Source organism: Wolbachia endosymbiont (group B) of Melanargia galathea (assembly GCF_964030625.1).
Taxonomy (GTDB): domain Bacteria; phylum Pseudomonadota; class Alphaproteobacteria; order Rickettsiales; family Anaplasmataceae; genus Wolbachia.
The window spans coordinates 377,883-399,922 of record NZ_OZ034910.1; the positions used below are offsets into that span (position 1 = coordinate 377,883).

General features: G+C 34.7%; 15 protein-coding genes and 5 pseudogenes. 10 read left to right on the top strand and 10 right to left on the bottom strand.

Annotated features, from left to right (window positions below; genetic code table 11):
* The first annotated feature begins 4 nt into the window (after positions 1-4).
* The 3 genes and pseudogenes from AAHF52_RS01720 to AAHF52_RS01730 form a co-directional block, all read left to right on the top strand.
* The gene (locus AAHF52_RS01720; RefSeq protein ID WP_214303457.1) at positions 5-550 is read left to right on the top strand and encodes an ankyrin repeat domain-containing protein; all 546 of its coding nucleotides are present in this window, start codon (positions 5-7) and stop codon (positions 548-550) included.
* Positions 551-617: 67 nt separating this feature from the next.
* Positions 618-833, top strand: a complete 216-nt coding sequence (locus AAHF52_RS01725) for a hypothetical protein (protein ID WP_006015629.1) — start codon at positions 618-620, stop codon at positions 831-833.
* Between the two features lie 8 nt (positions 834-841).
* A pseudogene (locus AAHF52_RS01730) lies at positions 842-943 on the top strand (patatin); the annotation flags it as partial.
* Between the two features lie 122 nt (positions 944-1,065).
* Here the strand turns inward: AAHF52_RS01730 and AAHF52_RS01735 are convergent.
* Positions 1,066-2,079, bottom strand: a complete 1,014-nt coding sequence (locus tag AAHF52_RS01735) for an IS110 family transposase (RefSeq protein ID WP_264376686.1) — start codon at positions 2,077-2,079, stop codon at positions 1,066-1,068.
* Positions 2,080-2,300: 221 nt separating this feature from the next.
* On the opposite strand from AAHF52_RS01735, the pseudogene AAHF52_RS01740 reads away from it, so the two are divergent.
* Positions 2,301-3,125: pseudogene (locus AAHF52_RS01740) on the top strand (patatin-like phospholipase family protein); the annotation flags it as partial.
* Between the two features lie 95 nt (positions 3,126-3,220).
* On the opposite strand, the gene AAHF52_RS01745 reads toward AAHF52_RS01740, so the two are convergent.
* The 6 genes from AAHF52_RS01745 to mutL all read right to left on the bottom strand — a co-directional run bounded on the left by AAHF52_RS01745 (position 3,221) and on the right by mutL (position 10,308).
* Positions 3,221-4,207, bottom strand: a complete 987-nt coding sequence (locus AAHF52_RS01745) for a helix-turn-helix domain-containing protein (RefSeq protein WP_265023180.1) — start codon at positions 4,205-4,207, stop codon at positions 3,221-3,223.
* Positions 4,208-4,253: 46 nt separating this feature from the next.
* Complete coding sequence (locus AAHF52_RS01750) at positions 4,254-5,174, bottom strand: helix-turn-helix domain-containing protein (protein ID WP_342068463.1); 921 nt, start codon at positions 5,172-5,174, stop codon at positions 4,254-4,256.
* A gap of 65 nt (positions 5,175-5,239) precedes the next feature.
* Positions 5,240-6,433: a hypothetical protein gene (locus AAHF52_RS01755; protein ID WP_264730528.1), complete on the bottom strand. Its 1,194-nt coding sequence runs from the start codon at positions 6,431-6,433 to the stop codon at positions 5,240-5,242.
* Between the two features lie 170 nt (positions 6,434-6,603).
* Positions 6,604-7,269, bottom strand: a complete 666-nt coding sequence (locus tag AAHF52_RS01760; protein WP_342068464.1) for a RadC family protein — start codon at positions 7,267-7,269, stop codon at positions 6,604-6,606.
* A 169-nt stretch (positions 7,270-7,438) separates the two neighbouring features.
* The gene (locus tag AAHF52_RS01765; protein ID WP_342068465.1) at positions 7,439-8,377 is read right to left on the bottom strand and encodes a helix-turn-helix domain-containing protein; all 939 of its coding nucleotides are present in this window, start codon (positions 8,375-8,377) and stop codon (positions 7,439-7,441) included.
* A 68-nt stretch (positions 8,378-8,445) separates the two neighbouring features.
* Positions 8,446-10,308 (bottom strand): DNA mismatch repair endonuclease MutL, encoded by a 1,863-nt coding sequence (mutL, locus tag AAHF52_RS01770; protein ID WP_342068466.1) that lies wholly within the window; start codon positions 10,306-10,308, stop codon positions 8,446-8,448.
* Positions 10,309-10,507: 199 nt separating this feature from the next.
* Here mutL and AAHF52_RS01775 point away from each other — a divergent pair, with 199 nt between their 5' ends.
* The 4 genes and pseudogenes from AAHF52_RS01775 to AAHF52_RS01790 form a co-directional block, all read left to right on the top strand.
* Complete coding sequence (locus AAHF52_RS01775; protein WP_264685595.1) at positions 10,508-11,425, top strand: Rpn family recombination-promoting nuclease/putative transposase; 918 nt, start codon at positions 10,508-10,510, stop codon at positions 11,423-11,425.
* Between the two features lie 263 nt (positions 11,426-11,688).
* Positions 11,689-13,128, top strand: a complete 1,440-nt coding sequence (locus AAHF52_RS01780; protein WP_264685594.1) for a cytoplasmic incompatibility factor CifA — start codon at positions 11,689-11,691, stop codon at positions 13,126-13,128.
* A gap of 13 nt (positions 13,129-13,141) precedes the next feature.
* Positions 13,142-16,552, top strand: coding sequence for a cytoplasmic incompatibility factor CifB (locus AAHF52_RS01785; protein ID WP_264685593.1), 3,411 nt, complete (start codon positions 13,142-13,144; stop codon positions 16,550-16,552).
* Between the two features lie 505 nt (positions 16,553-17,057).
* Positions 17,058-17,550: pseudogene (locus tag AAHF52_RS01790) on the top strand (IS5 family transposase); the annotation flags it as partial.
* 98 nt (positions 17,551-17,648) lie between these two features.
* Here AAHF52_RS01790 and AAHF52_RS07200 read toward each other — a convergent pair.
* Together AAHF52_RS07200 and AAHF52_RS01795 are read right to left on the bottom strand one after the other, a co-directional pair.
* A pseudogene (locus tag AAHF52_RS07200) lies at positions 17,649-17,754 on the bottom strand (transposase); the annotation flags it as partial.
* A 19-nt stretch (positions 17,755-17,773) separates the two neighbouring features.
* Positions 17,774-18,247, bottom strand: a pseudogene (locus AAHF52_RS01795) (IS982 family transposase); the annotation flags it as partial.
* A 105-nt stretch (positions 18,248-18,352) separates the two neighbouring features.
* Between AAHF52_RS01795 and AAHF52_RS01800 the strand changes: the two are divergent.
* Positions 18,353-19,204, top strand: coding sequence for an IS982 family transposase (locus tag AAHF52_RS01800; protein ID WP_410541895.1), 852 nt, complete (start codon positions 18,353-18,355; stop codon positions 19,202-19,204).
* Positions 19,205-19,231: 27 nt separating this feature from the next.
* Here the strand turns inward: AAHF52_RS01800 and AAHF52_RS01805 are convergent.
* Positions 19,232-20,024 (bottom strand): IS5 family transposase gene (locus AAHF52_RS01805; RefSeq protein ID WP_264685680.1). Its coding sequence is split into 2 segments (ribosomal slippage): positions 19,232-19,759 and positions 19,761-20,024, totalling 792 coding nucleotides; the frame shifts between segments, so codons are not numbered across the junction.
* A gap of 653 nt (positions 20,025-20,677) precedes the next feature.
* On the opposite strand from AAHF52_RS01805, the gene miaB reads away from it, so the two are divergent.
* Complete coding sequence (gene miaB / locus AAHF52_RS01810) at positions 20,678-22,000, top strand: tRNA (N6-isopentenyl adenosine(37)-C2)-methylthiotransferase MiaB (RefSeq protein WP_342068503.1); 1,323 nt, start codon at positions 20,678-20,680, stop codon at positions 21,998-22,000.
* The last annotated feature ends 40 nt before the right edge of the window (positions 22,001-22,040 follow it).

Genomic DNA, 22,040 nt, shown 5'->3' on the forward strand with positions numbered 1-22,040 from the left:
CTACATGAGCAGAAATGTAAGAAGGCTTTTTCATAAAAATTCAATTATACGTCAAGGAGAATTTGATGGATTAATTTTTCTTATAGTGCTAACGGTGTGTATTGTGGTTATATATTTTTCCTTGTTTAAAAAAGGAGATGAGAGTTACAGCGCCACATTAGAAATCGCAGCTAAGAACTGTGACTTAGAAACTGTGAAATCCTTGATAAAAGATAATATAAGTATTGGTGAAAAATCATTACGTTATGTTGCAGGAGAAGGATGTTTAGAAATCGTAAGGTTTTTAGTAGAAGATGGTATTGATATTAATGCTACTAATAAATTTAAATGGACAGCGCTACATTCTGCTGCAGATCAAGGCTATTTAGAAATCGTTGAGTTTCTATTAGAAAAAGGAGCGAATCCTAACATAAAGGATAGCAATGGAAAAAGCCCTAGAAGAATAGCTGTAATGGCATCAAGGCACAACAAAGATAAACCTTACAGAGAAATAATAAAGCTACTTGCAGAAGCAGAGGATCGATACAAATCAATAGAAAGAAATCACTAAAGCTGTAAGTTTTCTATAATCTGTATATAAACTTCTAAAACTATCCATAACAAGTTAATATCTTCACATGAAAAAGCAAAAAATCCCAATCACAGTAATAGTAACGATAGTAATACAGACCATAGCAACAATTTGGTGGCTCGCTAAGCTTGATTTAAAAGTACAAATTCATGATCAATTTATAGAACGAAATCACGAACTAATGGAAACAGTTTATCGCCTTGAGGAGCGGGTAAAAAACCTCATTGAAGAAGTTAATGAGCTTGAGCAAAAACACAAATAAATTTCACAGTGGCAAAATACATCCTTTCAGTTGACGGCGGAGGCATAAGGGGCATAATACCAGCCATTATTCTAGCAGAAATAGAAAAAAGAACAAGAAAGATACTGTCTTGCTAGTCAACAAAAAAATTACTCAAGCTGTATCATAAAATCAAAAAATACTTCTGATTGTGTAACAGTACACAGATTACAGTTAGTGAATATGTTGAATGGATTGGAAGCATTTTTTGATTTTAAACTACAGTCAACATCCTAGTTCTGTAATTCTTGATATGATTTGGATCAAAAGCACTTTTGGATGTCAGGATACCGAAAATGATATGGAGTAGCTTACGCATTGCAGCTCCCACAATTGCCATATTATGCTTACCCTTCTTCTTTAGTCTTTGGCAAAAACTCACAATGATAGGATTGTGATTCTTGGCTACTATGGCAGGAAAGAAAAGGGCCTTACGTAATGTTTGTGAACCTGATTTACTTAATCTTGGTTTAGAATGTACAGATGAACCTGATGTTATATTTTTCGGTATAACTCCTGTATATGCTGCCAATTGCCTGGCATCTCTAAAAGCTTTTATGTCAGGGATTTCAGCTAAAATAGCTACTGCTGATTCCTCTCCTATGCCTGGAATAGTCAGTAGAAGTTGAAAATTTTCCAACAACTCTTTGTGTTGCTTTAATAGTTCACGTACGGAGTTTTTTATTGTTTCTATTTTTTGAGCTATATTCATTGCAAGGTCTTCCCAAGCATTTGCAACTTCTTTAGGCAGTCTCTCTTTTTTTTCTAGGTGGTTATTTACTAATGCTAATTCATCTTTTAACGCAACTGAGCAACGATAAAGATGTTTTAATTTTTTCATTTCAGAAGAAGGTGGTGTCCAACGAGTTGGTTCCTGTCTTTGGCAATAATCAGCAATAATTTCTGCATCAGTCTGATCATTCTTTTGTCTTACGAGTTTACTCCTTGTATAAGATTTAATACAATAAGGATTTACAACACTAACAAAATGTCCAGCATTGTGCAGAAATTCAGCCAAAGCTTCGCTATAACAACCAGTAGCCTCCATGCATGACTTTACTTCTTCCACATTATGCTTTTGTAGAAAACTCAGCAGACCTTGAAACCCAAGATCATCGTTCTTAAAGCTTCTTTTCCTAGTTTCACGCTTTTCTTTTTTACTTATGAATGAAAGAAAAACATCAAAGCGATCTTTTGATACATCAATTCCAAGAAAGTTGTTGATCATATATAACCCCATACGTTACCATTTAAAACGAAAAGTAAGGCTAACCTTGTGGATACAGAATTAGAGCCATTTAGGTCTTTCTACGATACCGTCCAGCCTATACTTTTGAGGAGGGAACTCTTATCTTTCTTACAGATTTTATATCTAAGAGGGGAAACAGAGTTCTTCCCTCCTCCACCTAATGCTTAAGCTTAAAACATTAGATGCTTTTTACAAGATACAAGAGGGTAGCTGAAATCTTTCACTTAATGGCAGGAACCTCAACTGGTGGAATTGTTATTGCTGGATTATGTAAAAAAGATAAACCTCAATATTCTGCTAATGATTTAGTCGAGTTCTATCGGGAATATGGACCATATATTTTTAAGTCTTCATTCTTTAGGCGATCAATATTATCTTGGTTTAATTGCACACAATACCCACATAAAAATATTGAATTTGTACTGGATAAATATTTTGGAGAGGATATTCTAAAAAACACATTAAGTAAGGTACTGATAACAAGTTATGATATTCACAATAATCGTCCATTTTTCTTTAAAAACTGGAAAGAAGGTAATATTAAGCTGAAAGATGCACTCAGAGCTGCAACGGCTGCACCTACTTATTTCATACCAAAACATCTAAAAATTGACCAGATAGATAGAGTATTAGTGGATGGAGGGGTTTTTGCTAATAATCCAGCGTCTTGTGCATATGCAAGTGGTAAGAGGTTATTTCCAAATGATGATATTCTACTGTTATCGATAGGTACTGGAAGAACAGATAGAAGCATAGAGTATGCCAATTCAAAGAGATTTGGAAAAATAGGCTGGATAAAACCTTTGTTAAATGTGATGTTTGCCTCTGGATTGGACTGCGTAAATTATCAGATGAATCAAGTAATAGGCAATAGATACGTAAGAATACAATCGCAATTGAAGCTAGCGTCGGCTGACATGGATAACATTACATCAAAAAATATCAAATCTCTTCAACAAGAGGCAAAGGCAATGATAGAGGACAATCAGAAATTAATAGATAAACTTTGCGATTTCATATCTTAATTTATACCAAGCAAAATTCAACTGAGCCAAAAAAGTTGGTTAGCAAATTCTGCTGGTTAAATCATTAACTAACTTTACTTATATCTTAAACACATTCAATTTTCACACTCACCCAACTCATCAGCAGTTAGGCCACTTGCTCGCACAATAATATCAATAGCAACACCTTCCTTAACTAGATCTTTTGCAATCTTGATTTTCTCTGCTTTTTTAACCTTTTCTTTACCAGTTTGCATTCCTTCAGATAAAGATCTGGCTACCGTATCCAGTAATTCTTGATCCTCAATTTTTTCGCATTTACCTATAAACCCAAAAACTGGCTCATTTTCATATTCTGTTAGTCCAAGAGCTTTAATGTTAACTGATAATGTCTTTGCTATCTTATATAATATTTCAATTGGAATGTCTGTATATCCTCGTTCATAGTCGTGTATTTCTTTAGGTGTTGAACCGATTTTATTTGCCAAGTCCTCCTGAGTGTATTCCCGTATTAATCTCTGCTCTTTTATCCTTTTCCCCACTTTGTAGAGTATAGAATCAGTACAAATTTCTTTCTCTATATCATCATATTCATAAGTAGATAAGCGAGTCACTTGGGAAATAATATCAACTGAAACTCCTTCTTTCACTAGATTCTTTGCTACTTCTATTTTCGCTTCTTCTTGGCTAATTTTCTCGCTAATATATACAAACCTTACTAATGGATACAGCTTCTTGCGTAATTCCTGATCCTTAATTTCTCTATGTATTTTTGTTAGATAGACTATTTCTTTATCCTCATCTTCATACCAACTGTTTTCTCTTAGTACTGTTGGTTCTGGAAGTAGATCTATAACATTAACTGACAATGCTCCTGCTATTATATACGATTCTTTGATTGTAATAGCCTTGCACCCTAGTTCAAAGTTATGTATTTCCTTATGTGTTAAACCAATTTTGCTTGCTAATTTTGCCTGAGTATACCCTTGTACTATCCTACAACCTTCTATTTTTTTCCCCAGCTCGTAGCTTGCTGAGCCAATATGCTCTGAATTATCATAGATAAATCCTCTAAAAGCTGTTTTTCCTACAGAAGCAAACATATATTCTATCACAAAAAAATCCACTATTGGCTAAGTTTTTATGAAATCACAAAAATTTCTCAATCATATAATTTGATAAGCCTGTCGTTTGCAAGATAATATCAACAGAAATTCCCTCTTTCACTAAATTCCTTGCAACTTCAATCTTCTTTTCCTCTCTGACCTTTTCTCTACAAACATGTATACCTTCAAATAAAGACTTGATTAGCATATCGCGTAATTCCCGACTCTCAATCTTTTTGTATTCTTCTATCAAGTTTGATAGCTTTTCTTCCGCTTCACTATCCTCATCTGATTCGGGAAGTAGATCTATGATACTGATTGATAATACCTTTGCTATTTCATCTAACATTTCAAGTGAGACAGCAGCTCTCCCTTGTTCATACTCGTATATTCCTTGATTTGTTATGCCAACTTTATTCGCTAAATCTTTTTGAGTATATCCTCGTATCAATCTCCACTCCTTTATCCTTTGCCCTACTTTGTATGGAATGGGAATTTTGTTCTCCTCATACTCACCAATAGATAAGTTAGTTGTTCGAGAGATAACATGAGCAGAAACTCCTACTTTCATCAAACCCCTTGCTACTTCCATTTTTACCGCTTTTCTGCTTCTTTCCTCACTCAAACGAATAAATTTGGTTAATAAATAAAATACCTCGCTTAATTCTTTATCCTTATACCCCTTTACTAAATTTAATATTTCTTCATCTTCAAAATATCTTTTTTCATTTGGTAGCATCTCCCCACAAACTAGACCTTTAACATTTACTGATAATGCTTCTGCTATAGCATATAACTTCTTAATTGGAATTTTACGGTTCCCTTTCTCATATTGCAGTATTACCCAGTACTTTACACCAATTTTCTCAGCTAAACCCTTCTGAGTATAACCTCGCTCTAACCTCCAACTTTTTACTTTTTGTCCTACTTCATAATCTAGACTTTTTTCCACGCAAAAAACCATATATATAATATTTTCTACTATAGCTCAAAGGCTCCAGTAAACTCTGGAACCTTAAAATAAATGAATTAAAGTTCCCTAAAGGTTTCTTTACTACCTCCACATACCCTATTTACCCATGAAGACAATACTTCATCATTGCCAATCTCTTTTATAGCATACTTTTCATTCCATATGCCACATCTAGTGAAATTACCTTTCTCTACTGCTTCTTGAAGTTTCACTCCCCCAAAAAGGCAGTTTTTTCCTATTTCTTCGCCTCTTTTTTGTAACTCAGCCCACATTTCCTTGTTTTCTACTCTGACTTGTACTTGATCATATTTTTTTACATCGTGGTACAATATAATATTTAGCTGACCAATGCTTGTAGGAAATTGTAATATAATAGAGCTTTCATCTGACATATCGATATAGTTTCTTATACCTCCCTTCTCGCTTTTAACCTCAACTGCATCATTACCAATTTTTAAAATATTACTTCCTAACTTTCTGTTTGCTTCCAGTATTTTGGCTACCTCTACCTTGCTATTATCAGAAAATTCTATATATGATGTTGTATTGTCTATCTCGAGATCTATTAAGGATCCTTCTTGAACAGCACTTTCGCCAGCTTTTTCTAGTTCTTCTAGTTGCTTATCTATCTGTAGCTGAACTTCTGGTTGTAGCTCATCATAGATTTCACCTATCAGTTTATTCTGTAGTAGAGTATCATGAAACTCTGCACCGCTTAACATTAATTTACGTATTACCTTTTTACGATCAACCTTATCAAATTTATGAAAATGTGTACCTAATACTACATACTCTGAGAAACTCCATTCCCCATCATTACATGCATTTAGCCTTGTTCCATCACCTATTACTTCATCTATAACTTTGTTCATCTCTTTTGGGGTTTTTGCTTTTACCACTCCACTCTTAAACCAGCTCAACTTTTCACTTTCGCTTATACTTGGCTTTATTTTTTGCAAGGCGGAGGTAAATGGATTTTTATCTTCTTGATCACTTGCAGGTTTTGTGCCATAAACATAGTCAAATCCTTTCCCACAGTTGATTTTGTTTTCGCGAACTTCTCTACCAGGGAAAGGTGCTATTTCCTCAGGCTTTTTAGCCTTATTAATTTTGCTTACAAAGGTGTTAGTACGACCTATTCCTACAATAGCATTTAACACCTCACCTTTTGATAATCTATCAAGATCAATGTTTAACTCGTAAGTACCTCCTTCTTGATCATCAAAAGGTACAATTATTTTATTACTCATATTAGCCTCCGCTATTAAATATATTTAACTAAGTCTATAACCGACTTTATTACTTTATTATTAATTTAATATATACTTTCTCATTAATTGTAAGCAATAATTAATGTACTTGCAAATACTTTCTTCATTCAAGTAGTTAAACAACTCATGAAAATCTTCAAATATCTGCTTTATAACAGTCCTTGCTCTTTAAAGCTAAAATACCCAACACTTGTGATGATAATGTGATCCAGTAACCTAATCCCTATAGCCTGACAAGCTTTAGCCAAGTCTTTAGTTACAGCTTCATCCTCATCAGATGGCTTTAACCTTCCTTCTGGGTGGTTATGCGATATTATTATTGACGTCGCTTTTCTTATTAATGCCTTTCTTGTTACTTCTCTTATGTAAAAAGGTACCTTATCCACTGTACCAGTGAACACTTCTTCCCCCTTTAAACGGCACTTTTGATCAAAATATATTATTTTCATCTTTTCCTCCTCTGAATAACCAATACTCACCCTTAAATATTTTACGATGGTTTCCAAGTTATCCATTACAGGTCCTTTCTTTAACTCTTCTCTTGGTACTCTCTTTGCAGCTTCCTTTAGGCATAAAATTACTGCTACTGTAGAGTCAGTTATCCCTTCTATAGTTTTCAAGTCATCTATTTCCTGGCCTAAAACTCCTCCTATTCCAAAATTATCTATTAGCTTTCTAGCAATAATTCGAGCTTCTTCCCTGTCATGCACTGCACTTAGAAACGTTTCTATTACTTCACGATCAAGTAGTGCTTTACCGTTGCTTTCTAATGCTCTGAATTCTATTTCTTCTCTACGATCTTTCTTATTATTCATAAAAATTACCCTTCACTAATAACAAAATGTTTTTATATATTTACTGCTGTTTTTTGTCAGCATTGGCATAAGGCCATAGCTTTTGAGTGAAGTCAAATCAATTTCTCAATCTTTTTTACTTATTTTTTCATGAATAGGTAAAGATATTAATATATACTGATTTTTTATTTTAAATTTGTTGAATTTCGTTCAAGGAGAGGCCTACTGTTTTTAAAATAATATTGATAGAAATTCCTTCCTTAACTAAATTCTTTGCAATTTTCATCTTTTCTACTCTCTTCACTTTCTCTTTGCAAACTTGTATGCTTTCAAACAGAGATTTTATGAGTACATGACGTAATTCTTGGCTTTTAATCTTTTTGTATTCTTCTATTAACCTTGATAGCTCTGCTTCACTATTCTCATTTTCTCTTGTTTCTGGAAGCAGATCTGTAATATTAATTAATAGTACCTTTGCTATTTCATCTAACATTTCAAGTGAAACACCAGCTCGTCCTTGTTCATATTCATATATTCTTTGATTTATTATACCCACTTTACTTGCTAAATCTTCCTGAGTGTATCCTCTTCTCAACCTCCATTCTTTTATTCTTTGACCTACTTTATACGGAATGGAAATTTTTTTCTCATCATTATCATATTCATCAATAGATAAATTGGTTGTTCGAGAGATAACATGAGCAGAAACTCCTTCCTTAACTAAACCCTTTGCCACTTCTATTTTTACTGCCTTTCCACTTTCTTCCTCACTAATACGGATGAATTTAGTTAATAAATAAAACGTTTCACGTAATTCTTGGTCCTTAATCTCTTTATGTCTTCTTACTAGATTTAGTATCTCTTCTTCCTCATACCTTTCCTCATTTGATACTTCTTGTCCGCAAGCTAGATCTCTAGCAGTTGTTGATAATGCTTCTGCTAATTCATATAACTTCTTAATTGAAATTCTGCGTGTTCCTTTTTCATATTGCAGTATTACCTGATATGTTGTTCCGATTTTTTTTGCTAAATCTTTTTGAGTATATCCCTTTGCTAATCTACGATTTCTTACTTCCTGTCCTATTACTTTGTAATCTAAAAAATTAGAGCATTTATTCTCTTTTTTCACATTTTATACTCCATAACCAGAAGAGCTGTTACGTATACTTAATTGGGAACCTTTTTGACAAACTGAACTCATCTCCTTTCAAACAATTTTTCTATATCACTTAGTTTCATTTCTATATACGTTAGTCTTCCGTGATCAGAATATGGAGTTTTCTCAATTTGTCTTAGTATCTCATTCATCTCTTCCAATTTCATTTTTCTTCCTGCTCCGTGGCAAGCGATTATGGATGATATTTTGTTCACCTTATCCTCTATTGGTAGCGTATCTTCTATTTCCATTAACTTATCTACTATATCAACTAGCATCTCTTTTATATCTATTGTTCCCAAGATTGCAGGTATTTCTTTTACCCTTACTTTATCTTCTGATTCTATTTCAATACCAAAACCCATTTCAAAAAGCTTATCTTTATAAGTTTTAACCATCTCCATTCCAGCTTGGTTTTTAATCTCAACTATTTCAGGAAGAAGAAGTTTTTGTCTTTTTATGCTTGATTTTTGCTTTAAGCACTCGTATATCAATCTCTCATGAGCTGCGTGCTGATCTACTATAATCAATTTGCCTTTAGCCTCAGCAATAATATAAGTATTGTAGACATGACAGCGTGCATACCCTAGAGGATGATCCGCTATTAAATCAATTTGCTCTCTTTCTAGAACCATAACTCCTTTCTGTGGTGTAGATTTCTCTATACCTTCATACTTAAAACTTCCTGATAAGCTTCGCTTTCTTTCATCTGGTGAATTGAATTCTTTCATTAGACGATTTTCTAAAAGACTTGGCTTCCTTTCGTAAAATTCTTTTTGACCCTTTACTTCTCTGCTTTTTCCATTATTAACACGCTCACTATTCCTTTGACTTTCACTAACATCAAAAGGCGAACCACCCAGTTCTTCTCCAATACCTTGACACCTAGATCCATCAATATCACTCACTGAAGAGGTACCTATTCTCATTGACAACGCTTTTATTAGCCCTCTTCTCACTATTTCATATATTAACCTCTTATTTTGAAATCTTACTTCCGATTTATTTGGATGCACATTTACATCTACTTGGTCATATGGTACTTCTAAATGCAACACTGCAAAAGGATACCTATTGTTTGGAATAAAATCGTGATACGCATACCTAATTGCACCAACAAGTAGATTGTCTTTCATTGGCCTTCCATTAACAAACGTATAAATCTGAGTTGAGTTGCCACGATTGACATTAGGTTTACAGATGTGTCCCTTAAGTTTGATGCCTTCTTCTTCCTCTTTAACTTCCAGTGAATTGCTTTGAAATTCTTTTTCTATTTCACATAATCTGTTGAACAGCGAAGTTTGCTTAACATATTTTAAGAGCTTTTTATTACCAGAAGTGAGAGTAAACCCAATACTATAATTAATCATCGCTAAGTTATTCACAATATCAACAATACTTTGTGTTTCTGCCCTTTCGGTTTTTAGAAACTTTAGTCTATTTGGTGTAGCAAAAAATAAGTCACGAACTTCAATATATGTACCTTGCAACAAAGAACAAGGGGTAATCTCTCTTACTTTTTCTCCTCCCTCATACCTTATAGACCATGCTTCCTTTGCTCCACTTGCCTTAGACGATAATTTCATTCTGCTTACTGCTGCAATTGAAGGTAAAGCTTCTCCCCTAAACCCAAGGTGCTTGATTTCTATTAACTCACTATCGCTTAATTTTGAAGTAGCGTGGCGCATAAACGCAAGTTCCAAATCTTCCTTTTCTATTCCACTTCCATCGTCTGTTACAGTTATAAGATTACGCCCACCACTTTCTATTTTGATCTCTATCTCTGAACTTCCAGCATCTATTGCATTTTCTACTAATTCCTTTACTACACTTGCTGGCCTTTCGATTACTTCACCCGCTGCTATACGGTTTATTGTTTTTGTATCTAAAAGAATTATTGCCATATTTCCAACTCTCAGTCTTATCAGGATATAGCTTGAATATCAATGCAAATCAAGTTCTCTATTAGATGTCTCAACTAATTTAAAAACAGAAATAGTTGTAAAAACCCAGCCCGAAATGTTATCTCCTGTGGTTTGAATTTTAGTTGAATATTTCTTCACAATTGTGTATAATTATTAATGCTTTTTATCTTACTTTCTCATGGCTCTTTCGAAGTTTCTCGATCCAAAAAATGATATATCGTTCAAGCGCATCTTTGGCACTGAAAAAAATAAAGATATCCTTATTCACTTTCTTAATGATATTCTCGGCTTTGCTGGAAAAAATGCAATACAGGATATAGAGTTTTTAAGTACTATTCAAGACCCTGATATTGCTTCTAAAAAACAAAGCATTGTTGATGTTCTTTGTAGAGATGAAAATGGGCTGCAAGTGATAGTCGAAATGCAGGTCGCTAAAACTAAAGGCTTTGAAAAACGTGCCCAATACTATGCCGCTAAAGCTTATTCAAGACAGGCTGACAAAGGCGATCAATATCATGACCTTAAGGAAATTATCTTTATTGCTATAGCAGACTGTATTTTATTTCCTGATAAGTCTGAGTATAAATCAAAGCACACTATTCGCGATGAAGATACTAATGAACATGACCTAAAAGATTTTTACTTTATATTTATTGAATTGCCTAAATTTCCAAAAACCAAAGAAGATCAGCTTTCAAGTATAGTTGAAAAATGGGTCTACTTCTTTAGATATGCAGACGAAACTAGTGAAGAAGAGCTAGAGAGAATAATAGGAAGTGATCTAATAATTAAAAGAGCATATGAAGAACTAAATAGATTCAACTGGTCAGAAAAAGAATTTATAGCCTATGAACAAGAGATCAAACGTATTCGTGATGAACAGGCTGTCCTTGCTCAAAAACTCGATGATGCTAAACATGAAGGTAGACAAGAAGGTAGACAAGAAGGCATCCAAATCGGTCACGAAAAAGGCAGAAAAGAAAGGGAAATTGAAGTTGCAAAAAACTTACTGAAAGCTGGCGTATCTGTTAACTTAATAGCTGAGTCTACCGGCCTTTCGATAGATGAAACTGAACAACTTAAAGAAAAAGCCTAAGTATTGCAACTCCCTTAAAGCTCTGTCCATTTTTAACTTATTATATTTCTTTATCCACTAGTCTAGAGCCTATATCTAACTCTTTCGCTATTCTCGCTATGGCCTGTTTGATTTTCTCACCAATTCTACGTATCAGTTAAACGCATAATATCTAAATATAGAAAATGTTTTTCATAAAATTTTTCTTATTCTTGATAAATTTAGTGTTGATATTTGATTCTAACTTTTGCATAATGCAGTAAATATTTTTTATAGGGGGTGAAATGCCAATAGAAACAAAGCGTCAAGCTGCACTACTTAAAAATCTACAAGATATTATAAAACATACAGATCCTGAAATTGCTGCTGGGAGGAAGTTAGCTATTAAAAGGTGGGCGGAGACCTATATAGAGAATATTAAATCTTTTGAGGGTGATAAGCTGCAGTTTTTGTACAATATATTCCAAAATGAAAATTGTTGGTCAGGTGCAAGGTTAGATAATGCTGTTTTAGGTCAAAGATTAACTGAAGAGAAAATAGGAGAAATTGATAATCCGCTTCGCAGATATGATATGGCTTGTAGATACTGTGTAGTAGATAAAATTCCTTCTCTCTTTGAAGAGCAATTTGATTCCTATAAAAGAAGTTTTTCATCTAATGCAGTTGATGGTAATGGTCGTCCTGTAAAAGATGATAATAAATATATACTAAATTCACTTTTGTATGGGATGAAAAGGGAAGATCCTGTACTAAGTTTCTGGATAGATAAGGAATCTGGGGAATTAAGGCAACCTGGTAATGCAGCAGAAGGTTTTGACAGTGCTGTAAGACTTAAGTGGAGTGAAGGAGTAGAGTATTTTTATAATCATTTAAAAGAAGAAGATAAAGAGAAGAAGCTTACAGACACTATTCTTGTTCTGTCTCGCGTTCAATCTGTTGAGAAAGATGCTCCTATTTTAGATTTTTGTGTAAATAAGGTAGCTGACAAAGATACTCTTTTGCAGAAATTATCGCAGAAAGATAAAGGAGTATATTCCCTTTTTGCTGAATTAATAGATTCGTATTTTTTTGATACAGTGCATGATTTAGTACAGTGCTGGTGTTATAAAGGAGTTTCAGAACGTGGAGGCGGAGATCATTCAGAGAAAATATTCTCATATGAAGAATATAAACTTCTTCTTTCCTCACTTTCAAATGTTATGTTGGAAAATCCTGAGTTTAATGCTCAAGCTAGATCTCTTATTATGGAAATGTGGAGATGTGATCGCTTTTATAAACACAAGGAGGCTGCTGTCGATACTTCTAACTTCCAAGTTCCTATAGAAAATGCACTTGCAGGGTTAGTGGTTAATTGGGAACGATCTGGTCGTAAGTCTGATGAAAAAAAAGAAATATTAGAGATAATGTTATTTGCCAAGGATTGCTTTCCTGAAAAGTTTGAGTCCTTCAAAGAAGTTATGATAGAAGACCTTAGATTATGTGGTAGAGAAGGAATGAAAGAAGATATAGACTACGGTAATTTCGCAAAAGAATTGTTTTCTGAGTTAGAAAAAGCAACTTTACCTCCTAGAGATGATGGTTCCGGTGATTATCGAAGACGGTCCATATCCATAGTGGAAGCTGAAGATTCTAGTCTTTCTATTAGACATGATGGTTCTGGTGATGCTCCAAAATCCATTCTTGGAACCCCTGGTGTAAGTGATTTTTCTCGCCGTAGCAAGTAGAAAGGTATATTATATGAATAATGGTGATGGATTTATCAGAAGTTTGGTCAATAAAAATCTTGAAGGTTTTAGACGAGAGTTTGAATCCTTTTTAGATCAATGTCCATCTTTCTTGTATCACGTGGGTACAGGTCGTTTCCTTCCTGTATTCTTTTTCAGTATGTTTGCTACTGCACATGACGCAGGTATTTTAGCTCCAGATGAGAGAGTCTATATTCGTTTTGATAATCATGGTATTGATACAGATGGTAGGAATAGAAGTACAGGAAACCTGAAGGTTGCAGTTTTAACTAATAAATCCCTTGGTAAAAAGCGAGTTGTCAGGTGTTACAGCATCTCTGATGTCCCTAATAGTGATGGGTTAAGATTTAGTGAAAGGGAGAAAAATTCTCTAGTGCAAGAGATTGGACGGGAAAATCGGGATTTAAGGGAAGAAGGCCTAAGTTTTGAGCAATACAAAGTGTGTACGCATGGGAAAGGCAAGAGCCAGGGAGAGAAAGGAGCAGTAGTATTTGAAGAAATTCGCGAAAAAGATTCTCGAGGTGGAGATAGATTTGCCAAATATTCAGCATCTGAAATCAATCTTATTAGAGTGCTCTTAGAAGATCACGAATTAACAATTAAGGAAATAGAAGGGATGGACCTCGATCAAAATCAGCATGGACAGCTTGATGAGTTGGTCGATTTTGTGCAAATTGCACTAGGTCAACAAAGAATTGATAACTTTGCGGAAATGTTAAGAAGTGGAGTTGTACGAACTTTACGAGACAATAGCACAGTAATTTTTAGATATATAACTCGAATCTATCGTAATTACGCAGGCACATTAGAAAATGATATTCAAGATCGCAATCAAAAGTTTGAGAGTCATGGGTTTTTATTAGGTTTTTTAGCGAATTTTAGTCATCTTTGCACAATAGATATTGACCTTAACTTATCTCTTGTAAATTCGTACGTTGCTTTTCTTGTACACCATCAAGCAGAGAGAGAAAACATTCCTATCGTTATTAATATTGGATGGAGAACATTGTTTGCATTAGAACGCGCTAGAGGTGACGCTCAAAGATTACATGCTTCTTCATTTATACCTGTGCATACTGAATCAGGATATGCTGTTTGTGTTGGATTAAATTTTAATTCACATCTAGCCCCTTTTAGGGTTGGCATAGCAGAGCTTCAACAGAATAGATTTCCTTTAGTACAAAGATTATTTGAGTGTGTAGAAGATGGAGGCATTAGAGAAAATGTTATAGATTTCTTGCTTCAACATTTTCCTATCGAAATACCAAGAAATGCAGAAAATCGTGACAGAATACTTGATTGTATAACTGGTTTTGCTTTTGGGAACAGTGCTTTTGATCACGAGCAGGTATTAATACAAAACAATAGACTGCGAGTAATAAAATACATATTTAGATATGATAATGAGAATTTAAGAAAACATGCTTTAACTATGGTCTTCCATGCTCAAGGCTTTCCTATAGTTATACTTGATATTAGAAATCCCCATGATATACGATCAGTAAAAGCCATCGCTCTACCACCAGGTTATAATGGTGCTGTGAATAGAGTTACATACATACTTAATGATCAATATGGGCTAAATGTTCTATTAGATAGATTTAATTCGCCTGATCATTACCTACGTATAACTAGGTATGCTTCTTTTGATGGTAATCTTATAGAAGTGCCTAATGCTGAAAATGTACATAATACTTTGAATCAAGTTATGAATGATGGGTGGCAAAGTATACCTCAGCATAGAGAATTATTGAGAGCTATTTCTAGAGTGTTAATGCCAGATAATATGAATGGTAATGCAATAATAGATGTAAGTAACAATGACAAATTTCGTTCTATACTGCACAGTATATTTTATGTTTGTGACAATCCTGATAAAGTGGTTACTGCATACAAGGTAGGTCAAACGTATAGTCCTGATATAAGAATGGCAGGAGAAGTAAGTACAAGAGTTACAGAACAGAGATTAGGTCTTCTATTATTGAGATCTACAATAAATCATCCAGAAGATACTCATCCAATTGGATATGTATTAGGGTTTGCTAATACTCAACAAGCATTAGCACAAGAGCGACGTAATGCAGAACAGCAAATAACAAGACTTATGGACAAGCAAAGAGGATATTTGCCCATTACTCCTGGAAATGAGGTGGTTTTATCTTATGCTGTATTTAATGCAGGTGCACAGAGAGTAGAAGATCTTATATCTGTTCCACAAGAACTATATATACATAGGTTTGACCGCAGTCATGCTTCAGGACGAACTAGAGGGCTATTAGGGCCTAATAGTGTTATTGATGAAAATCCACCAGAGGGTCTATTATCAGATCAGACTCGTGAAAATTTAATAAATTATATTCGAGAAAATCCCGGACGGAATCGGATTTTACCGTTTGATCTAGGTGATAATCGATGTGTTACTATTATTACCTTCGAAGGTAGTATACAACAACTCCTAGAAATACTAAGGTCAAGAATAAGAGAAGGTGGTAATGCCATTCCTACAGCACAAGGAATAAGAAGACAAATAAGAGATATTCTTGGAAATCAAGGGATAGAAGTAAATGATCTACTTACACTAGAATTTGCAACGAGAAATGGACATTATGATTACTGGCTTCAACAAATTGATATAGCTCACGCTGGAAGATTGCAATATCAGCTTCGTACTGAAGGTAATCACACTTTTGAAGTAGCTAACTTGGCAAGGAATGACGGTAACGAGCACATTGTTAGAGTGTTAAATCAATTTAGGGAAAATGAAGAACAACAGCGTTTAACTTTAATCATTACTTTAAATAATACTCATTGGGTTACACTAGTGATTGAACATCAAAATGGGAACTATGTTGGGTACTATGCTGATTCAACTGCTACTGCTGTCCCAGGTGGTATTACTGATATCATTCAAAATAACTTAGATAATAATATCAGGATTAATAATGTTTCTGTTAGTCAGCAAACAGATGGTTGGAATTGTGGTTTATGGGCATTAGAAAATGCTAGTGATATTAATCGAGTTCTAAACGAAAATCCTGTTGGGCAAGTGCAGAATATCATAAATATAATACGCGATTTTCTTGGAAGAGACCACCCCAACAGAGATAGAAATTACTTTCAGAACATGAGAGTGGGCATTTCACAATTATTCAGGAATGATCCGGGATTTCAAGGTGTGCAATTGCGAGCATACATTCAAAATAGAGGACAAATTGATCCATTGCTACGTACTTATCTAGAATTAGGATATCACAGAGTAGGAGGAGGGTGTGGACCAGTAGAAGCACCTATATCGCTTAGTGTTAGTGATTACAGTAATTTTGGTGGCCTGCCACAGTCGAGTTTAGAAGGTCCTGAAGCTAGTCGCGTTTCTGACCTTAGCAGAGGTAAAGGCGGTAGGTAGAGGTAATCGGTAGATGAAAGGAGTGTAACAAAAACCTTATGCATCAAGTAGAGATTGTGAGCAAATTTAAAGAAGTTAAGGTGGGTAACCTGTTTTTTTCTACTTGCAGCAATTTTTCAAAAAGTATATGTGTCGAGTTGGGTAAAGTTGAAGGAGGTTCTTAAATGAGCAACTATTAATTTGGTAGTATATAGCATTAATAAATTTAAACAATGTGACCATTTTCAGTGGTTAAAACCAAGGGCGCTGAGAATTGTTCGTTTTGGGATGGGATGGTCTACCGCTAGATCCGTGCGAACTTTTCTTTATATCAATTTATTATATAGTAAAAGCAGCTATATTAGCCTACTTCAGCCATATTTACATGCGAACCAATTTACTTGGCTTTGTTGCAAAAATTTCAAGCTTCTATTTTCATAACGCAGCTTTTGCTTAAATTGTTCTCAGAGCCTGTACGCGATCTCTGAATATGGTAAGATGAGGTATAGTTGATATGAGGTAAACTATGAGGAATACATATCCAAGTGACATAAGTTGTGAAAAATTCGAAAAGATTAGACTAATTTTAGAAAGCGTGCGAAAGAAAACAAAGCCAAGAAGGCTGGATTTATATGAGTTATTTTGCGGTGTGCTTTATGTGCTAAAAAGTGGCTGTCAATGGCGAATGCTGCCAAAAGAGTTTCCAAAATGGCGCAATTGTTATGACTATTTTAAAAAGTGGAGTGAAAAACCAAACGGAAATAAAGAAAGTATTTTGGAGCGTGTATTAAAAAAAAATAATTGGCGTGGTCCGACAAAACAATGGTCGGAAAGAAAAAACTAGCTTCTGCATAATTGATGCTCAAAGTGTTAAAAATACAGATACTGCTGAAGAAAAAGGCTATGATGCAGGTAAAAAGATTTCAGGAATAAAACGCCATATAGCAGTTGATACTCAAGGTTTACCACATGCAATTTATGTAACAACTGCAGGAACAACTGATCGCAGCAGTGCTGTGAACCCCAACTATGGATTAGCCAGCAAAGAAAGGCATAGAAATAGAGGGCTTTTTCGACTGCATGGAATAGGAAATCAGAACAGAAAAAACATGAATTAGGAAATTTGTTGGCGATCTGTGTCTTGTGTGCTCAATCTCAAATTTGTTTTTCAAGGAGTCGAAAACAGTCTCAACAATCGATCTTTTCCTTAGTAAAATCTTCTCTTTAAACCCCAACTATGGATTAGCCAGCAAAGAAAGGCATAGAAATAGAGGGCTTTTTCGACTGCATGGAATAGGAAATCAGAACAGAAAAAACATGAATTAGGAAATTTGTTGGCGATCTGTGTCTTGTGTGCTCAATCTCAAAGTTGTTTTTCAGAGAGCCAAAAACTGTCTCAATAATCGATCTTTTTCTTAACAAAATCTTCTCATTTAGCGCCATTAATGAGTTTTTCATACCCTTTTTTATACTGGTTACAAGCTTTAACCCTCTATCGAATAATTCGTGAAAAAGATCTTTTTTGATATATCCTTTATCTCCAAACAATAATCCAGTCAATTTCTGAGTTAAATTTGGCACAGGTTTTCTATCATCAATGTTGCCTTTTGTCACCGTAACCCCTTGAATTTCCCCAGCTTCGTTGATTACTAGATGTAGTTTAAAACCGAAAAACCACCCATAGGTAGTCTTTCCAATCTTTGCCAACCCTTTGAACCCCAACTATGGATTAAATAAAGAGATAAAAGTGCAGCTAAGAAGAGGAAAACAGGGTAAGCTCAAGTATTTTATCAATAATTAAGAGGTTACCCATGAAGAAAGATATTTTACTGTTGCGTCGAGGATTTTTGTCGCACAGTCGATGATAATTTTGCTAATATGCTCCTATCAAAAGGAAGAAAACCCACTAGAATACCGGGAATTACCACTTCGGAAATTCTCACCATAATTCTATTATATCATCAATCCCCTTGCAAAAGTTTCAAAGCTTTTTACCTACTTTATCTGCCACTTTATAAATCTGAGTTTTCTAAATTGCCAACATATGACCGATTTATCGCTCTTAAATCACGGGTTTTATGGTATTTAGCATTACTTTTGCAATGGTTCTGCAAACAAGCAAAAATGACAGGTATTGCCTACATAGACACTTCTACAATCGCTGTTTGCCACAAAAAAAGAATCTCCAAGAACAAAGTTTTTGATGGTTTGGCAGAAATTAGTAAGAGCACATATGGTTGGTTTTTTGGCTTTAAATTGCACTTGGTAATTAATGAAATTGGAGAAATTCAAGCACTTACTCTAACCAAAGGTAACGTTGATGACAGAAAACCTGTGCCAACTCTCACTAAAAGACTGACCGGACTTTTGTTTGGAGATAAGGGCTATATAAAGAAAGAGCTCTTTGAGAAACTCTTTGATAGAGGCCTAAAACTCGTCACTAAAGTAAAAAAAGGTATGAAAAACGTACTCATTTCACTTAAAGAGAAGATTTTACTAAGGAAAAGATCGATTGTTGAGACTGTTTTCGACTCCTTGAAAAACAAATTTGAGATTGAGCACACAAGACACAGATCGCCAACAAATTTCCTAATTCATGTTTTTTCTGTTCTGATTTCCTATTCCATGCAGTCGAAAAAGCCCTCTATTTCTATGCCTTTCTTTGCTGGCTAATCCATAGTTGGGGTTCTAAGAGCCTGTTCATAATCTTTTTAGAAGCAAAGCAGTGAAAGCCAGAACGACCATTTGTAGGCTGGTATTGAGTTTTCGCTCACAATTTTTCCACAATCTTCTACATTTTTCTAACCAAGCAAAAGATCTCTCAACAACCCATCTTTTCGGCAATACAGCAAAGGTGTGTAATTCGCTCCGCTTTACTACTTCAACAGTTGCACCAATAATATCTTTTATCTGAGTTGCAAAATTCTCTCCTGTATAGCCTGCATCAACCAGTATATTTTTTACTCCAGAGAGGTTTTCTTTTGCATTATCGACCATCTTCACAGCACTGCTGCGATCAGTTGTTCCTGCAGTTGTTACATAAATTGCATGTGGTAAACCTTGAGTATCAACTGCTATATGGCGTTTTATTCCTGAAATCTTTTTACCTGCATCATAGCCTTTTTCTTCAGCAGTATCTGTATTTTTAACACTTTGAGCATCAATTATGCAGAAGCTAGTTTTTTCTTTCCGACCATTGTTTTGTCGGACCACGCCAATTATTTTTTTTTAATACACGCTCCAAAATACTTTCTTTATTTCCGTTTGGTTTTTCACTCCACTTTTTAAAATAGTCATAACAATTGCGCCATTTTGGAAACTCTTTTGGCAGCATTCGCCATTGACAGCCACTTTTTAGCACATAAAGCACACCGCAAAATAACTCATATAAATCCAGCCTTCTTGGCTTTGTTTTCTTTCGCACGCTTTCTAAAATTAGTCTAATCTTTTCGAATTTTTCACAACTTATGTCACTTGGATATGTATTCCTCATAGTTTACCTCATATCAACTATACCTCATCTTACCATATTCAGAGATCGCGTACAGGCTCTTAGACTTCTGTATAACCTAAAGAAAGATATAGGAGAGTGTCACTCGAAAGGAATCACATTTATTTTGATAAAGAGCATCTGCAGAATCTGATACTTCTTCTTGCATAACATGCTCTTTAATTAGTATTATATCTATATTAGTATATAAGTGTGAATATTATATTAGTGTAATTACTTTTTGGTATACATGACAAATTTATGCCTGGAAACAGTTTTTGGCTACTTAAGCCTTTTCTACCTTTATTTCATATTCTTTAAAGTATTTTTTGCACTTTCTTTATAAAAACCATAGGTACCAATCGGTTTTTAGCTTAAGAATAAAGGTTAAGTATCTGGAATTCTGGACATAAAATCCTCCTGAAAGATTAGAAAGAAAATGCAGCGCACATACTACAGTATAAACCGAAGAGTACACTTTTTATTGAGAAATTGACTGAAAAGTCTGCAGACTGAGATAGATTTTTGAGCTCTTAAAATACCCCTACTGTTAGAGTAAGGAAAGCGAGAAGGTTTGTCAAGCAATCTTTATTGGCTGTTGTACTGGAATCCAGTTTTTCATATAATTTGCTAGGATTTATATGAAGAATTTTAATATGAAAGGCCTATACATTAAAACTTACGGCTGTCAGATGAACGTTTATGACTCTGTTTTAATGGAGAATATAGTTAAGCCTCTAGGGTTCAGTGTTGTGAGTGATGCAGAACAAGCTGATTTGGTGATATTAAATACTTGTCATATTAGAGAGAAGGCAGCAGAAAAACTTTATTCAGAGCTTGGAAGGATTCATTCATCACAAAAAAATAAGGAAATTACTATAGTGGTGGCTGGATGTGTAGCGCAAGCAGAGGGAGAAGAAGTGTTCAGAAGGGCTCCTTTTGTTGATATTGTTGTTGGTCCGCAGAGTATTCCTGCTTTACCGGAGTTGATAGTCAAAGCAAGTAGAAGTAAAGGTCATATAATAAATACTGATTTTCCAGAAGTTGCAAAGTTTGATAAATTGCCGGATGAATGTTATGGCAATAATCAAGGGTCTTCTGCGTTTCTTGCTATACAAGAAGGTTGTGATAAATTTTGTACGTTTTGTGTGGTGCCTTACACTCGCGGGGCTGAGTACTCACGACCAGTAAATGAAATATTTCGTGAAGCATTGAATTTGGTTAAAAACGGAGCAAAGGAAATTACTTTACTTGGTCAGAACGTCAATGCTTATCATGGGGAGTGCGAAGGAGAAGTGTGGGATTTAGGAAAGTTAATTAGTCACATTGCTAAAATTGAAAAGCTAGAAAGAATCCGCTACACAACTTCTCATCCAAGAGATATGCACGAATCTCTCTACTTGGCACATGCGGAGGAATCAAAACTCATGCCGTTTGTTCACCTACCTGTGCAGTCAGGTTCGAATAAAATATTGCATGCAATGAATAGAAAACACACGGCAGAGGAATATTTGGGAATAATAGACAGATTGCGCAAATTGAAACCTGAAATCGAATTTTCTTCTGATTTTATTGTTGGTTTTCCTGGAGAAACTGAAAAAGATTTTGAGGAAACTATGAAGTTAGTAGAAAAAGTAAAGTACGCTCAGGCTTATAGTTTTAAATATAGCCCAAGGCCAGGAACGCCAGGGGCGGAAAGAAAAGATCAAGTACCAGAAGAGGTTAAAACAGAGCGTCTTCTTCGTTTACAGGAATTAATTAGCAAGCAACAACTTGAATTTAATCAGAGTATGATAGGAAAAACTATTCCTGTTCTATTCAGTGATAAAAAAGGTAAACACCAAAATCAAATTATTGGTAAAAGCCCATACATGCAATCAGTATGCGTTGATGATCCTGACGATAAATACAAAGATAAAATAGTAAATGTAAGGATATTGGAAGCTCGGCAAAATAGTTTGTTGGGATGCGCTGCCTAATTAGAGAAAAGTGCTCCCATGGTCTCATGTAGAAGCACTT

Bases quoted from the DNA above. Each gene is read 5' to 3' on its own strand.
- AAHF52_RS01745 (WP_265023180.1), bottom strand. From the start codon at position 4,207: ATGTTTGCTTCTGTAGGAAAAACAGCTTTTAGAGGATTTATCTATGAT.
- AAHF52_RS01785 (WP_264685593.1), top strand. From the start codon at position 13,142: ATGAATAATGGTGATGGATTTATCAGAAGTTTGGTCAATAAAAATCTT.
- mutL (WP_342068466.1), bottom strand. From the start codon at position 10,308: ATGGCAATAATTCTTTTAGATACAAAAACAATAAACCGTATAGCAGCG.
- AAHF52_RS01780 (WP_264685594.1), top strand. From the start codon at position 11,689: ATGCCAATAGAAACAAAGCGTCAAGCTGCACTACTTAAAAATCTACAA.
- AAHF52_RS01720 (WP_214303457.1), top strand. From the start codon at position 5: ATGAGCAGAAATGTAAGAAGGCTTTTTCATAAAAATTCAATTATACGT.
- AAHF52_RS01725 (WP_006015629.1), top strand. From the start codon at position 618: ATGAAAAAGCAAAAAATCCCAATCACAGTAATAGTAACGATAGTAATA.
- AAHF52_RS01735 (WP_264376686.1), bottom strand. From the start codon at position 2,079: ATGATCAACAACTTTCTTGGAATTGATGTATCAAAAGATCGCTTTGAT.
- miaB (WP_342068503.1), top strand. From the start codon at position 20,678: ATGAAAGGCCTATACATTAAAACTTACGGCTGTCAGATGAACGTTTAT.
- AAHF52_RS01755 (WP_264730528.1), bottom strand. From the start codon at position 6,433: ATGAGTAATAAAATAATTGTACCTTTTGATGATCAAGAAGGAGGTACT.
- AAHF52_RS01750 (WP_342068463.1), bottom strand. From the start codon at position 5,174: ATGGTTTTTTGCGTGGAAAAAAGTCTAGATTATGAAGTAGGACAAAAA.
- AAHF52_RS01760 (WP_342068464.1), bottom strand. From the start codon at position 7,269: ATGAATAATAAGAAAGATCGTAGAGAAGAAATAGAATTCAGAGCATTA.
- AAHF52_RS01775 (WP_264685595.1), top strand. From the start codon at position 10,508: ATGGCTCTTTCGAAGTTTCTCGATCCAAAAAATGATATATCGTTCAAG.